The organism is Streptomyces sp. NPDC018029 (assembly GCF_044327655.1).
Taxonomy (GTDB): domain Bacteria; phylum Actinomycetota; class Actinomycetes; order Streptomycetales; family Streptomycetaceae; genus Streptomyces.
In genome coordinates, this window is the sequence record NZ_JBIRFV010000001.1 from 586,662 (window position 1) to 601,714 (window position 15,053).

At 69.1% G+C, this 15,053-nt stretch carries 12 protein-coding genes and 2 tRNA genes; 7 read left to right on the top strand and 7 right to left on the bottom strand.

Annotation, left to right across the window (positions count from 1 at the left end; all coding sequences use genetic code 11):
- Window positions 1-58: 58 nt before the first annotated feature.
- On the top strand, window positions 59-703 hold the full coding sequence (locus tag ACH4D5_RS02580; RefSeq protein WP_398297761.1) for a hypothetical protein: 645 nt from the start codon (window positions 59-61) through the stop codon (window positions 701-703).
- A 223-nt stretch (window positions 704-926) separates the two neighbouring features.
- On the opposite strand, the gene ACH4D5_RS02585 is transcribed toward ACH4D5_RS02580, so the two are convergent.
- A complete protein-coding gene (locus ACH4D5_RS02585) occupies window positions 927-3,551 on the bottom strand; it encodes a valine--tRNA ligase (RefSeq protein ID WP_398297763.1) in 2,625 nt (874 codons plus the stop codon).
- A gap of 135 nt (window positions 3,552-3,686) precedes the next feature.
- On the opposite strand from ACH4D5_RS02585, the gene ACH4D5_RS02590 reads away from it, so the two are divergent.
- From ACH4D5_RS02590 to ACH4D5_RS02605, 4 genes are all read left to right on the top strand, one after another.
- Window positions 3,687-4,652, top strand: a complete 966-nt coding sequence (locus ACH4D5_RS02590) for a hypothetical protein (protein ID WP_398297765.1) — start codon at window positions 3,687-3,689, stop codon at window positions 4,650-4,652.
- A 184-nt stretch (window positions 4,653-4,836) separates the two neighbouring features.
- Window positions 4,837-5,880, top strand: a complete 1,044-nt coding sequence (locus ACH4D5_RS02595; RefSeq protein ID WP_398297767.1) for a hypothetical protein — start codon at window positions 4,837-4,839, stop codon at window positions 5,878-5,880.
- A gap of 95 nt (window positions 5,881-5,975) precedes the next feature.
- A complete protein-coding gene (locus ACH4D5_RS02600; RefSeq protein WP_398297769.1) occupies window positions 5,976-6,974 on the top strand; it encodes a hypothetical protein in 999 nt (332 codons plus the stop codon).
- A gap of 64 nt (window positions 6,975-7,038) precedes the next feature.
- Window positions 7,039-7,866 (top strand): hypothetical protein, encoded by an 828-nt coding sequence (locus ACH4D5_RS02605; RefSeq protein WP_398297771.1) that lies wholly within the window; start codon window positions 7,039-7,041, stop codon window positions 7,864-7,866.
- A gap of 69 nt (window positions 7,867-7,935) precedes the next feature.
- Here ACH4D5_RS02605 and clpX read toward each other — a convergent pair whose 3' ends face one another.
- The 5 genes from clpX to ACH4D5_RS02630 all read right to left on the bottom strand — a co-directional run bounded on the left by clpX (window position 7,936) and on the right by ACH4D5_RS02630 (window position 12,799).
- Window positions 7,936-9,222: an ATP-dependent Clp protease ATP-binding subunit ClpX gene (gene clpX / locus ACH4D5_RS02610; RefSeq protein ID WP_398297773.1), complete on the bottom strand. Its 1,287-nt coding sequence runs from the start codon at window positions 9,220-9,222 to the stop codon at window positions 7,936-7,938.
- Window positions 9,223-9,388: 166 nt separating this feature from the next.
- Window positions 9,389-10,084: an ATP-dependent Clp protease proteolytic subunit gene (locus tag ACH4D5_RS02615; RefSeq protein WP_362987667.1), complete on the bottom strand. Its 696-nt coding sequence runs from the start codon at window positions 10,082-10,084 to the stop codon at window positions 9,389-9,391.
- Between the two features lie 62 nt (window positions 10,085-10,146).
- Entirely contained in the window at window positions 10,147-10,752 is a 606-nt protein-coding gene (locus ACH4D5_RS02620; RefSeq protein ID WP_190329594.1) for an ATP-dependent Clp protease proteolytic subunit, read from the bottom strand.
- Between the two features lie 430 nt (window positions 10,753-11,182).
- Window positions 11,183-12,562, bottom strand: coding sequence for a trigger factor (tig, locus tag ACH4D5_RS02625; protein WP_398297775.1), 1,380 nt, complete (start codon window positions 12,560-12,562; stop codon window positions 11,183-11,185).
- A 160-nt stretch (window positions 12,563-12,722) separates the two neighbouring features.
- A tRNA-Pro gene (locus ACH4D5_RS02630) sits at window positions 12,723-12,799 on the bottom strand.
- Window positions 12,800-12,943: 144 nt separating this feature from the next.
- On the opposite strand from ACH4D5_RS02630, the gene ACH4D5_RS02635 reads away from it, so the two are divergent.
- Window positions 12,944-13,014 (top strand) — tRNA-Gly (locus ACH4D5_RS02635).
- A gap of 76 nt (window positions 13,015-13,090) precedes the next feature.
- Here ACH4D5_RS02635 and ACH4D5_RS02640 read toward each other — a convergent pair.
- Window positions 13,091-13,285 (bottom strand): hypothetical protein, encoded by a 195-nt coding sequence (locus ACH4D5_RS02640; RefSeq protein ID WP_398297777.1) that lies wholly within the window; start codon window positions 13,283-13,285, stop codon window positions 13,091-13,093.
- A gap of 553 nt (window positions 13,286-13,838) precedes the next feature.
- Here ACH4D5_RS02640 and ACH4D5_RS02645 point away from each other — a divergent pair.
- Window positions 13,839-15,050, top strand: coding sequence for an acyltransferase family protein (locus ACH4D5_RS02645; protein WP_398297779.1), 1,212 nt, complete (start codon window positions 13,839-13,841; stop codon window positions 15,048-15,050).
- Window positions 15,051-15,053 lie beyond the last annotated feature (3 nt).

Below are 15,053 nucleotides of genomic sequence, written 5' to 3' on the forward strand. Positions count from 1 at the left end.
GGGTGTATTTCCGGCGCGGCTGCCCGGTCCCGGCGTGTGCCGGGGGTCAAATCGGACCATGTGGTATGCCCAGAATCCCGCCAAGAGGACCCATCAGCTCGCCGGTGACGCCGGGGTCCTCGTCTGGACCGCGCTGTGGGCCGCCGCGGCCGTCGTCGCGTACCGGCTGGCCTGCGCGCTCGCCCTCCCCCGCGCCCTCCAGGAACACAGCGCGCCGCTGCCGCTGGTCGGCGGCCGTGTCGACCTCGCGCTGCGGCGCGTCGCGGGGGCCGTCGACGCCATGGACCCGGTGGTCGTCAGGGCCGCCGTGGCCGTGGGCGCCGTCGCTCTGTTCGTCGTGCCCGTCGGCCTGCTCCTGAACGCGTGGCTGCCGCGCCGGCTGCGGTGGGTCCGGCAGGCGGGCGCCGCCCGTGACCTCGCCGCGTCCGACGACGGCCGCGAGCTGCTCGCCCTGCGCACGCTGCTGCGACCGCTCCACGAGGTGGCCGCCACCGCGTCGGAGATCCCGGACGCGACACCCGGCAGCCTCGCCTGGGGCTGGCGGCACGGCGATCCGGAGACCCTGGACGCGCTGGCCGCGGCGGAGCTGGAACGGCTGGGCCTCGACCTCCTCCCTCACCGCCCCGACTACGGCCCCCTAGGACACCCGGTCCCGGCCCAGGCCACAGAGACGATCGTGGGCCCGGTGGCCAGCGAGGTCTAGAAGACGCGAGGGGCTCAGGAGACGCACGGGGCCCTGGGCCCGCGGGCACGAGGCCCTGCGGGCGCGCGAGGCCTAGGAGACGCGTGGGGCTCTGCGGGCACGCGAGACCCAGCGGGTCGCGAGGCCCAGCGGGCGCACAAGGCCCAACGGGCACGCGAGACCAGCGGGCGCGCGAAGGCCCCGGGGCCAGTGGCGGTCCCGGGGCCTTTGTGTGCGTGCGCGGTTATGCGGCCGGCAGCGCCTCCAGCTGTGCCGTCAGGCGGGTGATGTCGGTCTCCGCCTTCGTGAGGCGGCCGCGGATCTTGTCCACGACCTGGTCGGGGGCCTTCGCCAGGAACGCTTCGTTGCCCAGCTTCGCCTCGGCCTGTGCCTTCTCCTTCTCGGCGGCGGCGAGGTCCTTGGCCAGGCGCTTGCGCTCGGCCTCGACGTCGATCGTGCCGGACAGGTCGAGCGCGACCGTGGCCCCCGAGACCGGCAGCGTCGCCGTCGCCGTGAAGGCGTCGCCCTCCGGCTGGAGGCGCAGGAGCTGGCGGATGGCGGCCTCGTGCGGGGCGAGCGCCGTGCCGTCCAGGGCCAGGCGGGCCGGGACCTTCTGGCCCGGCTGGAGGCCCTGGTCGGCGCGGAAGCGGCGGACCTCGGTGATCACCTGCTGGAGCGTCTCGATCTCCCGCTCGGCGGCGGGGTCCCGGAAGCCGCTGTCGGAGGGCCAGTCGGCGATGACAAGGGACTCGCGGCCCGTCAGCGCCGTCCAGAGCGTCTCCGTCACGAACGGCACGATCGGGTGGAGCAGGCGCAGCGTGACGTCGAGGACCTCGCCGAGGACGCGGGCCGAGACCTTCGCGCCGTCGCCGCCCGCCATGAACGTCGTCTTGGACAGCTCGACGTACCAGTCGAAGACCTCGTCCCACGCGAAGTGGAAGAGGGCGTCGGAGAGCTTGGCGAACTGGAAGTCGTCGTAGAGCGCGTCGACTTCGGCGACGGTCGCGTTCAGCCGGGAGAGCACCCAGCGGTCGGTGGCGGACAGCTGCTCGGCCGGGGGCAGGTCGCCCTCGATCGTGGCGCCGTTCATCATCGCGAAGCGCGTGGCGTTCCAGATCTTGTTGGCGAAGTTGCGCGAGCCCTGGACCCAGTCCTCGCCGATCGGCACGTCCGTGCCCGGGTTGGCGCCGCGGGCGAGGGTGAAGCGCAGGGCGTCCGAGCCGTACTTGTCCATCCAGTCCAGCGGGTTGACCGCGTTGCCGAAGGACTTCGACATCTTCTTGCCGAACTGGTCACGGACCATGCCGTGCAGCACGATCGTGTGGAACGGCGGGGTGCCGTCCATCGCGTACAGGCCGAACATCATCATCCGGGCGACCCAGAAGAAGAGGATGTCGTAGCCGGTGACGAGGACGGAGTTCGGGTAGAACTTCGCGAGCGAGTCGGTCTGCTCGGGCCAGCCGAGCGTGGAGAACGGCCACAGGCCGGAGGAGAACCACGTGTCGAGCACGTCGTTGTCCTGCGTCCAGCCCTCGCCGGTCGGAGGCTCCTCGTTCGGGCCGACGCAGACGACTTCGCCGTTCGGGCCGTACCAGACGGGGATGCGGTGGCCCCACCAGAGCTGGCGCGAGATGCACCAGTCGTGGAGGTTGTCGACCCAGTCGAAGTACCGCTTCTCCATCTCCTGCGGGTGGATCTTGACCTTGCCGTCGCGGACCGCGTCACCGGCGGCCTTCGCGAGCGGGCCGACCTTGACCCACCACTGCATCGACAGGCGCGGCTCAATGGTGGTCTTGCAGCGCGAGCAGTGGCCCACGGAGTGGGTGTACGGGCGCTTCTCGGCGACGATGCGGCCCTCGGCGCGCAGCGCGCCGACGATGGCGGAGCGGGCCTCCAGGCGGTCAAGGCCCTGGAAGGGGCCGTGCGCGGTGATGACGGCGTGCTCGTCCATGACCGCGATGTTCGGCAGGCTGTGGCGCTGGCCGATCTCGAAGTCGTTCGGGTCGTGGGCCGGGGTCACCTTGACGGCGCCGGTGCCGAACTCGGGGTCGACGTGCTCGTCGGCGACGACGGGGATCGTGCGGTCGGTCAGCGGCAGCTTGATCTGCTTGCCGACCAAGTGCTTGTACCGCTCGTCGTCGGGGTGGACCGCGACGGCCGTGTCACCGAGCATCGTCTCGGCGCGGGTGGTGGCGACGACGAGCGTCTCCTCCCCCTCGCCGTACTTGATCGAGACGAGCTCGCCGTCGTCGTCCTGGTACTCGACCTCGATGTCCGAGATCGCCGTCAGGCAGCGCGGGCACCAGTTGATGATGCGCTCGGCGCGGTAGATCAGCTCATCGTCGTAGAGCTTCTTGAAGATGGTCTGGACGGCCTGCGAGAGGCCCTCGTCCATGGTGAAGCGCTCGCGCTCCCAGTCGACGCCGTCGCCGAGGCGGCGCATCTGGCCGGAGATCTGGCCGCCGGACTCGCCCTTCCACTTCCAGACGCGCTCGATGAACGCCTCGCGTCCGAGGTCGTGGCGGGACTTGCCCTCCTTGCCCAGCTCGCGCTCCACGACGTTCTGCGTGGCGATGCCGGCGTGGTCCATGCCGGGCTGCCACAGCGTCTCGAAGCCCTGCATGCGCTTGCGGCGGGTGAGGGCGTCGATGAGCGTGTGCTCGAAGGCGTGGCCCAGGTGGAGCGCGCCCGTGACGTTCGGCGGGGGGATGACGACGGTGTACGGAGGCTTCTCGCTCTTCTCGTCCGCGGAGAAGTAACCGCGTTCTACCCAGCGCTCGTACAGCGGCCCCTCTACCTCGGCCGGCGCGTACTGGGTCGGCAGTTCGGGGGTGGTCGCTGGGGGCTGCTGCTGAGCGTTCTCGGTCACGCGGCCAGTTTAGAGGGGTCGTGGAGCGGTCCCGAAACCGGAATGTTCGACATCGCTTGTGGCCCGGGCCGCCATGAGGCATGAACTTCGTTCAGGATGACCGGGACACGTCGGCGTTCGGAGGGGGACCACGCAATGAGTTACAACGAGCCAGGCCCGTACAACGGCCCGAACAACGGCCCGTACGGGCAGCAGCCACAGCAGCCCGGACCGTACGGGCAGCCACCGCAGGGAGTCCCGCCGCAACAGCCGCCGCAGCAGCCGCAGCCGGGGTACGGCTTCCCGCAGCCGCCCCAGCAGGCGCCCCAGCAGGGCGGCTACAGCCAGCCGCAGCAGCCGGGGCCTTACGGCCAGCCGGCGCAGCCTCCCTACGGCCAGCAGCAGCCCTACGGCCAGGTGCCGCCTCCCCCGCCGGCGCAGGGCGGCGGCAAGAAGAAGACCGGCCTCGTCATCGGCGCGGTCGCCGTGGTCGCCGCGCTCGGCGTCGGCGCGTACTTCCTCTTCGGCGGCAGCGACTCCGTGTCGGTCGAGGACGACGGGGCGCACAAGCTGGTGCCGCCGGCCTCGGTGGGCGAGTACAAGAAGGGCAGCGACTCCGAATCCCCCGACGAGGGGCCGCTCGGCTCCGGCGACAAGAAGAACGCCGAGGCGATCGGCATCAAGAACCCGGAGAATGTGGCGGCGTCGTACGAATTCGGTGAAGCCCTCAAGGGGAAGCAGATGAGCTTCCAGGGCATGTACGGCGAGATCGACGACCCGGAGAAGTCCGTCGACGACGGCTTCGCCAAGGCCGACGAGAACGCGGCGAAGGAGTCGAGCGACAACGCGGGCGACGACGAGAAGTTCGATCTCGTCGGCAGCCCCGAGACCGTGGAGCCCGACGGGCTCGACAACGCCGTCATGAAGTGCCAGACGGCGAGCATCGAGGAAGACGGCAAGGAGACGAGGCTGCCGATCTGCATCTGGGCTGATCACAGCACGTACGGCATCGTCTTCGGCATCGATGTGGAGGCGATGATGAAGGGCAGCGGCGGCATGTCCACGGACGACGTCGCCTCCTTCGCGGCCGACCTGCGCAAGGCGGCCCGCGTGAAGGCGTAGCGCCGGGGAGTGGAGCGCGGACGTACGAGGGCCCGGGGCGGTCGGACCGCCCCGGGCCCTCGTACGTCCGCGCTCGGGAACAGCCCTTCAACAACTCCGCATCGATCCGGTCCGATGCCCCGACCCCGTATGCCCATCCGCCAGGATGTTCGGAACGCATAAGCATCGGGAGGGAACCCCAGCAATGAGCTACCACCAGCCGGGCCCATACGGCGGGCAGCAGCCCCAGCAGCCCGGGCCGTACGGCCAGCAGCCGCAGCAGCCTGGCCCCTACGGCCAGCCGCCGCAGGCTCCCCAGCCCGGCTACGGCTACCCCCAACAGGCCCCGCAGCAGGGCGGCTACAGCCAGCCCCAGCAGCCGGGCCCCTACGGGCAGGTCCCCCCGCAGCCCCCGTACGGCCAGCAGCCCCAGGCCCCCTACGGCCAGGTCCCGCCCCCGCCCCCGGGTGGCGGCGGCAAGAAGACCGGTCTCGTCATAGCCGCCGTCGCCGTGGTCGCCGCCGCAGCCGTCGGCGGCTACTTCGTCCTCGCGGGCGGCGACGACGACAAGGGCGGCAAGAAGGGCGGCTCGTCGAACGTGGCGGACGGCGGCGGGGGCGGGGGCGAGGCCGGCATCAAGGACGACGGTCCGCACAAGCTGACGACGCCGGTGACGGTCCTGACCGAGTACAAGAAGGACCCGCAGGGCTCCAGCGGTCTGAACAGCGTCGACCCCGACCGGGCCGAGGCCGCCGGGGTGAAGAACCCCGAGGACGTCCAGGCGCAGTACCAGTCGGGCAGCAAGGACAACCCGATGGCGCAGAAGGTGCTGAGCTTCGGCGGCGTCTACGGAGAGATCGACGACCCGGAGAAGGTCGTCGACTACATGTTCACGAACGCCAAGCAGAAGGAGGAGTCCTCGGCGGGCACCGGCACCGGCACCGGCGAGAGCGTCACGCTGGTCGGCGAGCCGAAGGAGTACAAGCCCGCCGAGCTCGACGGCGCCGTCCTGAAGTGCCAGGAGATGAAGGTCGACCTGGGCGGCGGCGCGGGCACGTCCGGCTCCACTGCCGGCTCGTCAGGCCCGAGCGAGATGTCCGCGGCGACCTGCATCTGGGGCGACCACAGCACCCTCGGCTACGTGGTGACGACGGACGTCGCGAGCGCGGTGTCCGGCACGTCGGCCGACCTCGACGAGGCGGCGACCACCACCGCGAAGTTCCGCGGGGAAGTCCGCGTGAAGATCTGACGCCTGTTGTCGCCGAGCGACCGGGCTCGGTCATCCGGCCCGGCCCGGTTGCGTCAGGATGTCGGGAACACATCAGCATTTCGGAGGGGAACTCCATGAGCTACAACCAGCCGGGCCCGTACGGCGGGCAGCAGCCCCAGCAGCCCGGGCCGTACGGCCAGCAGCCGCAGCAGCCCGGCCCCTACGGCCAGCCGCCGCAGGCTCCCCAGCCCGGCTACGGCTACCCCCAACAGGCTCCCCCGCCGCAGCCCCAGCCCGGCTACGGCTACCCGCAGCAGGCCCCGCAGCAGGGCGGCTACAGCCAGCCCCAGCAGCCGGGCCCCTACGGGCAGGTCCCCCCGCAGCCCCCGTACGGCCAGCAGCCCCAGGCCCCCTACGGCCAGGTCCCGCCCCCGCCCCCGGGCGGCGGCAAGAAGAAGACCGGGATCATCATCGGCGCGGTCGCCGTGGTCGCCGCGCTCGGCGTCGGCGCGTACTTCGTCCTCGGCGGCAGCGACAGCGGCAGCGGGGGCGGGGGTGGCTCCGTGGCGGACGACGGCCCGCACAAGCTGACGACGCCCGACACGATCCTCGGCGAGTACAAGAAGGGCGACGGCCCAGCCGGTGGCTTCAACTCCAGTGACATGAAGGCCGCCGAGAAGGCGGGCGTCAAGAACGCCGAGGACGTCGACGCCGCGTACCAGGCGGGGGACGAGAGCAACCCCCTGTCCCAGAAGCTCATTCAGTTCATGGGCGTCTACGGCGAGATCGACGACCCCGGCAAGGTCGTCGACGGCATGTTCGCCAAGGTCAAGAAGGACTCCGAGAAGCCGGGCGCGGAGACGGGCAAGCTGGTCGGCAGCCCCAAGGACTTCAGCACGGACGACGTGGTCATCAAGTGCCAGGAGTCCGTACTGAAGAACGACAACGCGGGCGGCGGATCGGCCTCGGGCCCCAAGGAGATCCACATGCCGGTCTGCATCTGGGGCGACCACAGCACCGTCGCCGTCGTGGTCCCCGTCAAGGTCGTCGACGCCATGGCCGGCAAGACCTCGCTCAGCAGCGCCTCGGCCACCGCCCTCAAGGTCCGCAAGGAAGTCCGCGTGAAGGCCTGACGCGCCACGCACCACGACACCGCACCACCGCACCACCGCAAGATCAACGAGGGGAACCCACGCAGTGAGCTACAACCAGCCCGGTCCGTACGCCGGACAGCCTCAGCAGCCCGGTCCGTACGGCCAGCCGCCGCAGGGGGTCCCGCCGCAGCAGCCGTACGGCCAGTACCCGCAGGCCCCCTACGGCCCCGTCCCCCCGCAGGGCGGCGGCAAGAAGAAGACCGGGCTTGTCGTAGGCGCCGTGGTCGTCGTGGCCGCGCTCGCGGTGGGTGGGTACTTCGTCTACGACAAGGTCAGCGCCTCCTCCGTCTCCGACGACGGCAAGACGTACAAGCTGACGGCGCCCGAGACGGTGCTCGGCAGCTACAAGAAGGACACGTCGGCCGGTGACGCCGGCGGGATGTCGTCGAGCGACCTGGCGGAGCTGGAGAAGCAGGGCGTCAAGAACCCCAAGGAGGCCCACGCCGCGTACAACTACGGCAAGGGCCCGGCGATGAAGTCCCTCAACTACGCCGGTGCGTACGGCGAGATCGACGACCCGGAGAAGGTCGTCGACGCGATGTTCGCCGATATGAAGAACAACCAGGCGAAGGGTTCGGCGGGCGGCTTCAAGCTCACCGGCAGCCCCGAGGAGTTCACGCCGGACGGCTTCGAGAACGGCATCATGAAGTGCCAGAAGGCCGAGTTCAAGATGGGCGAGACCGGCGCGAACGACGAGGGCGTCCCGGGCAGCTTCCAGACGCCGGTGTGCGTCTGGGGTGACCACAGCACGGTCGCGTCCGCCACGTACTCCGACGTCGCCGCGACCGGCAGCGGCGAGGAGATCTCCCTGGACGACGTCGCCACCCAGGTCGCGAACCTGCGCGACGACGTCCGCGTAGAGATCAAGTAATCCTGCGGTACGCGCAGAGGGGCGCCCGGCGATCAAATCGCCGGGCGCCCCTGTGCGTGTGTGCCGGACCTACGCCGACTTCTGCTCCCCGGCGCCGGGACCGCGCGCCTCGCGGGGCACCAGCGTCGGGTTCACGTTCGAACGGACGACGTCCGCCGTGATGACGACGCGGGCCACGTCCTTGCGGGACGGCACCTCGTACATCACCGACTGGAGAACCTCTTCCATGATGGCGCGGAGCCCTCGGGCGCCGGTCTGCCGCAGGATCGCCTGGTCCGCGATGGCCTCCAGCGCCTCACGCTCGAACTCCAGCTCCACACCGTCGAGTTCGAACAGGCGCTGGTACTGCTTCACCAGCGCGTTGCGCGGCTCGACCAGGATCTGGAGCAGAGCCTCGCGGTCGAGGTTGTGGACCGAGGTGATCACGGGGAGGCGGCCGATGAACTCGGGGATCATCCCGAACTTCACCAGGTCCTCCGGCATGATGTCCTCGAACTGGTCCTTCTCCTCCAGCTCGCGCTTCGAGCGGATGGTGGCGCCGAAGCCGATGCCCTTCGCGCCCGCCCGCGACTCGATGATCTTCTCGAGGCCGGCGAAGGCACCGCCCACGATGAAGAGCACGTTCGTCGTGTCGATCTGGATGAACTCCTGGTGCGGGTGCTTCCGGCCGCCCTGCGGAGGCACGGAGGCCGTGGTGCCCTCCAGGATCTTGAGCAGGGCCTGCTGGACGCCCTCGCCGCTCACATCGCGCGTGATCGACGGGTTCTCGCTCTTGCGGGCCACCTTGTCGATCTCGTCGATGTAGATGATCCCTGTCTCGGCCTTCTTGACGTCGTAGTCAGCGGCCTGGATGAGCTTCAGGAGGATGTTCTCGACGTCCTCGCCGACATAGCCCGCCTCCGTCAGCGCCGTCGCGTCCGCGATGGCGAACGGGACGTTCAGCATGCGGGCGAGTGTCTGCGCGAGGAGTGTCTTGCCGGAGCCGGTCGGGCCGAGCAGCAGGATGTTGGACTTCGCGAGTTCGATCGCGTCGTCACGGCCCTGTGCGCCGCCGTTCTCTCCGGCCTGGACCCGCTTGTAGTGGTTGTACACCGCTACCGAGAGGGCCTTCTTCGCGGGCTCCTGGCCCACGACGTAGCCCTCAAGGAATTCGTAGATCTCGCGAGGCTTGGGGAGTTCCTCCCAGCGCACCTCGCTCGTCTCCGCGAGCTCTTCCTCGATGATCTCGTTACAGAGGTCGATGCACTCGTCGCAGATGTACACACCGGGGCCTGCGATGAGCTTCTTGACCTGCTTCTGACTCTTTCCGCAGAACGAGCACTTGAGCAGATCGCCGCCGTCACCGATGCGTGCCACGAGGTGCTTCCCCTTCGCCTGGGAGACGCCACGTTCAGCGGCTCCTGGTGCCTCTATCCGACGGTACCTTGCCGGGCCCCCCGTTCGGGCCCCCCTTGGCACGGTTCACTTCGACGCGAGTCGTGCGCGAACCGTGCCGAGGAGCGGCAGATGCTACAGCGCTGCGTCAGGCCACCGAGGAATTGTTCATCTTCCGGGTGGAGATGATCTGGTCGACCAGGCCGTACGCGAGCGCGTCCTCGGCCGTGAGGATCTTGTCGCGCTCGATGTCGTCGCGGATCTTCTCGATCGGCGTCGTGGAGTGCTTGGCCAGCATCTCCTCCAGCTGCGCACGCATCCGGAGGATTTCGTTGGCGGCGATCTCCAGGTCGGAGACCTGCCCGCGGCCGGTCTCGCTGTAGGGCTGGTGGATCAGGATCCGCGCGTTCGGCAGAGCCATGCGCTTGCCGGGCGTGCCGGCCGCGAGGAGCACGGCGGCGGCGGACGCGGCCTGGCCCATGCAGACGGTCTGCACGTCGGGCTTCACGAACTGCATCGTGTCGTAGATGGCCGTGAGGGCCGTGAACGAGCCGCCCGGGCTGTTGATGTAGATCGAGATGTCGCGGTCCGGGTCCATCGACTCCAGGCACAGGAGCTGCGCCATGACGTCGTTGGCGGACGCGTCGTCGATCTGCACGCCGAGGAAGATCACGCGCTCCTCGAAGAGCTTCGCGTACGGGTCGTACTCGCGCACGCCCTGCGAGGTGCGCTCGACGAAGCGCGGGATGACGTAACGGGACTCGGCGCTGGCGCCGGTGAACTCGGCCTGGCCGCTCTCGGCCTGCGCACGCCCGAGGAGGCCGCTGCCGGGGAAGTGGTTCATCTCTGATTCTCCTGAGGAGGGAGGGGCTTGGGTATTGGCTTCGGGGCGCTGAACCAAGGGGCTCAGGCTCCGGTGCCGCCCCCGCCCGGCATGCCGGCGGCGCTGGACATGATGTCGTCGATGAGGCCGTACTCCTTGGCCTCCTGCGGGTCGAACCAGCGGTCGCGGTCCGAGTCGCGCGTGACCTGCTCGACGGTCTGCCCGGTGTGGAACGCCGTGAGCTCGGCCATCTTCTTCTTGGTGAGGAGGAGGCGCTCGGCGTGGATCTTGATGTCCGACGCGGAGCCGGCGAGGCCCGCGGACGGCTGGTGGATCAGGATCTCGGCGTTCGGCAGGGCGAAGCGCTTGCCCGGCGTGCCGGCGCTGAGCAGGAACTGACCCATGGAGGCGGCCATGCCCATCGCGATCGTCACCACGTCGTTCTTGATGTACTGCATGGTGTCGTAGATCGCCATGCCGGCCGTGATCGAGCCGCCGGGGCTGTTGATGTAGAGGTAGATGTCCTTGTCCGGGTCGGAGGCAAGGAGCAGCAGCTGTGCGGTGATCTTGTTGGCAATGTCGTCGTCGACCGGCTGGCCGAGGAAGATGATCCGCTCGCCGAGCAGCCGGTTGTAGACCTGGTCGCCGAGGCCACCACCGATGGAGGGGTCGCCGGCGGCGGAGGGCATCAGATTCGTCACGTATCCACCTGCTCGTCTTACGACGGCGCCGGGCCGTCTCACGTCTTCAGCTGGGGCCGGGGGCCCGCGTGCGGCGCCGCTCCGGGGCGGCGTCGGGGACTCCCCTGCCCTCGTATTCATGGACCCTAACGCGCGGGGGGTCTCCGGGAATCCCGGAGGCCTGACTGTTCGCTGTGAGCGCAGGTCGTGCCCCGTCAGGGGCGCCTGGAACGGTGCCGGTCGTGCCCCGTCAGGGGCGCGGGGAACTGCGCGGCCAGCCCCCGCCGGGCCGCAGGCGCGTCTGCCGGGCCAGGCTTCGTGGCGGGTGCGGCTTGTGCGTGGTTGCTCGCGCAGTTCCCCGCGCCCCTGAACGGCACCGGGGCCCCCGGGACCGTGAAGTCCTGGGAGCCCCGGTGTGCGTTCAGCCGAGCGGCAGCGCTTACGCCTCGGTCTTCTCTTCGGCGGCCTCGTCCGAGGAAGCCTCGACGGTCTCGGCCGTCTCGTCGTCCTCGTCCTCGAGGTCGACGACCTCACCGTTCGTGTCCTTGACCGTGGCGGCCTCGACGACGACCGCGAGGGCCTTGCCGCGGGCGACCTCGCCGACCAGCATCGGGACCTGGCCGCCCTCGACGACGGCCTGGGCGAACTGGTCGGGGGACATGCCGGAGGACTGCGCGCGACGCATGAGGTGCTCGGTGAGCTCCTCCTGGTTCACGTTCAGCTTCTCCTTGTTGACGAGCTCGTCGAGGACGAACTGCGTCTTGATGCCCTTCTCGGCCTGCTCCTTGGTCTCGGCGTCGAACTCTTCCTCGGTCTTGCCCTGGATCTCCAGGTACTTCGCGAGGTCGAGGCCCATCTGGCCGAGCTGGTGGTTCACCAGGTTGTGCTTGCGGGTCTGGATCTCGTCCGCGAGGAGCTTCTCGGGGACGGGGACCTCGACCAGCTCTAGCAGCTTCTCCAGGACGCGCTCCTGGGCCTGCGTGGCCTGGTCGTACTGCTTCATGTTCTCGAGGCGCTTGCGGCTGTCGGCCTTGAGCTCGTCGAGGGTGTCGAACTCGGAGGCGAGCTGCGCGAAGTCGTCGTCCAGCTCAGGCAGTTCACGCTTGGCGACCTGCGTGACCTTGACGGTGACCTCGGACTCCTTGCCGGCGGCCGAGCCGCCCTTGAGCTCGGAGGTGAAGGTGGCCTCGCCACCGGCCTCCAGGCCCTTCACGGCGTCGTCGATGCCCTCGAGGAGCTCGCCGGAGCCGATCGTGTAGGAGACGTCCTTCGCGACGCCGTCCTCCAGGACCTCGCCGTCGACCTTGGCCTGCAGGTCGATCGTCACGACGTCGCCGTCCTCGGCGGCACGCTCGACCGGGGACGTGGAGGCGAAGCGCTCGCGCAGCTCCTCGACGGCCTTGTCGACGTCCTCGTCGCTGACCTCGATGGCGTCGACCTCGACCTCGATGCCGGAGTAGTCCGGGATCTCGATGGTGGGGCGGACGTCGACCTCAGCGGTGAAGTTGAGGGTCTCGTTGTCCTTGAGCTCGGTGATGTCGACCTCGGGCTGGCCCAGGACGTTGAGCTCGGCCTCGTTGACGGCCTCGGTGTAGAACTTCGGGAGCGCGTCGTTGACGGCCTCTTCGAGGACGGCGCCACGGCCGAACCGCTGGTCGATGACTCGGGCCGGGATCTTGCCCTTGCGGAAGCCCTTCACCGTGACCTGCTGGTTGATCTTCTTGTAGGCCGCGTCGAGGCTGTCCTTGAGCTCCTCGAAGGGCACCTCAACAGTGAGCCGAACCCGAGTCGGGTTCAGGGTCTCCACGGCGCTCTTCACGGTTCGGTCTCCTTGGGGCTGACTTCTTGGGATTCTGCCCGGCTCAGAGACACACGGGCACACAACTTGCATAGTAACGGCAAGCGGGAGCCGAGCCACAATGCGATCTTCGCCGGAGGCTCGCGGAGAGGAACGGTGGGCCTCGCGGGGAGGAACAAGGTGGTCGGGGTGGCGGGATTTGAACCCACGGCCTTCCGCTCCCAAAGCGGACGCGCTACCAAGCTGCGCCACACCCCGTCGGTGCGACACGTAGGGTACATGCCCGCAGGCAGTGCGGCTCCCGGTTAAACGGGGCCGGATGTGAGGGGGCACGTGCGCCCGGGCCCGGGGACCCGCTACGATGCCTGTCGTGCCGCGGCTTCCGCCCGTGGCGCGAACTGTGCGGGCGTAGCTCAATGGTAGAGCCCTAGTCTTCCAAACTAGCTACGCGGGTTCGATTCCCGTCGCCCGCTCTTGCGAGGAAACCCCAGGTCGGCGACGGTCTGGGGTTTCGCCGTTTCTGAAGCCGATCGGTCAGAAGCCGATCGGTCAGAAACTGATCGAGTTGATGGTCTCCGCCACTTCGTTGAGAAAGCGGTTTATGGACGGAGCCATGCCCGTGGAGGCGAGGAAGAAGCCGAAGAGCACCGCGACGATCGCGGGGCCCGTCTTGAGCGATCCCCCGCGGATCAGCACCACAAGGATGATCGCCAACAGCAGCACCACTGACAGCGAAATGGCCACACTGATCACACCCTAGGTCGGTCGCTCTCCCGGCCCGGGGGGTACGGCCCCGCACACCCCCGCCAGAAACCATCGTGCCACCAACAGGCGCCCTCCATGCGGCCGGTGACACATCGTCGGCCAACGCTTTCCGACCCCGGCGCACGGGGGCGCCCCGCGGGGGCCCGCGCGGCGCACGGTCGCACAGCAATTCGACGACATACGGACACGTGAATTCGACGTGATCGTTGCCACCGCCACACACGACGTTCGCAAGAAATTCCCATTCGGCCAACCGGACATTTCACCGGAGTCGGCCGGGGGTGTTATGCACCATTTAAACCGGATGAGTTGTGACGTACCGGACGCGATGCGCGCGCATACCGGCACATCTCTTTGTCGACTCTCTTTGTCGCCTCAACCGATTCCCGGGGATTGAGATGACGAAAGCGACGGGGGTTTTACGAATACACCGGGGCGACGCTAGGGTGCCTCAGATGTTCCACGCTGCCACCACCCCCGCAGGCGCAGTGCGGTCCCGGATCGTCTCACCGAGCTCGTGGTGGGAGGGCCTGTGACCAACTCGGTGCACCCGCACGGACGCCACCGGGCGCCGCTCCCCCCGGCCCAGGCGCCGGCGGCCGGAGTCACCATCCCCCGCGCCCCCCACCCGACGACCCCGCAGGCCACCGCCACAGCTCCCCCCACCCCGGTCGGCCGCAGCACCGCCCAGAGCGCGTCGAAGCCCGCCAAGCAGCGGGACGCGTTCTTCGACAACGCCAAGTACCTGGCGATCGTCCTCGTGGCGATGGCCCACGCATGGGAACCGCTGACGGATCACAGCCGCGCCGCCGAGGCGCTGTACATGACCGTCTACACCTTCCACATGCCGGCGTTCATCGTGATCTCCGGCTACTTCTCGCGCAGTTTCGACATGCGCCCCGACCGGCTGAAGCGGCTCGTGACCGGCGTCGCCGTGCCGTACGTCATCTTCGAGGTCGCGTACAGCCTCTTCAAGCGCTGGGCCGACGACGATCCCGGTCATCCGATCAGCCTGCTCGACCCCTGGTACCTCACCTGGTTCCTGGTCGCGCTCTTCGTGTGGCGGCTCACCGTGCCGCTGTGGAAGATCGTGCGCTGGCCGGTGCCGCTCGCGCTGGCCATCGCCATGCTCGCCGTGATCTCACCCGACATCGGCGACGACCTCGACCTGCAGCGCGTCCTGCAGTTCATGCCGTTCTTCGTGCTCGGCCTCTTCATGAAGCCCGAGTACTTCCAGCTGGTGCGCCGCCGCGAGGTGCGGATCCTGTCCGTGCCGGTCTTCGCCGCCGCGGTGCTCCTCGCCTACTGGGCGGCGCCCCGGATGACCTCCGTGTGGTTCTACCGCCGCGACAGCGCCCAGGAGCTGGGCGTGCCGTGGTGGGTCGGCATCGTGATGACGCTGGCGCTCTTCGGCTGCTCCGTCGTCCTCACCGCGTGCTTCTTCGCATGGGTGCCGCGCCGCAAGATGTGGTTCACGATCCTCGGCGCCGGCACGCTGTACGGCTATCTGCTGCACGGCTTCCTCGCCAAGGGCTCCCGCTTCTGGGGCTGGTTCGAGGACTACGCATGGCTGCACAAGCCGCTCGGCGAGATCTTCGTGACGGTGGTCGCCGCCACGGTCGTCACCTTGCTGTGCACGCCTCCGGTGCAGCGGATGTTCCGCTTCGCGATGGAGCCCAAGATGGAGTGGGCCTTCAGGCGGGACGCGGCGCAGCTCGCCCGGGAACGGGGCAGGTCCGGCTAGCGG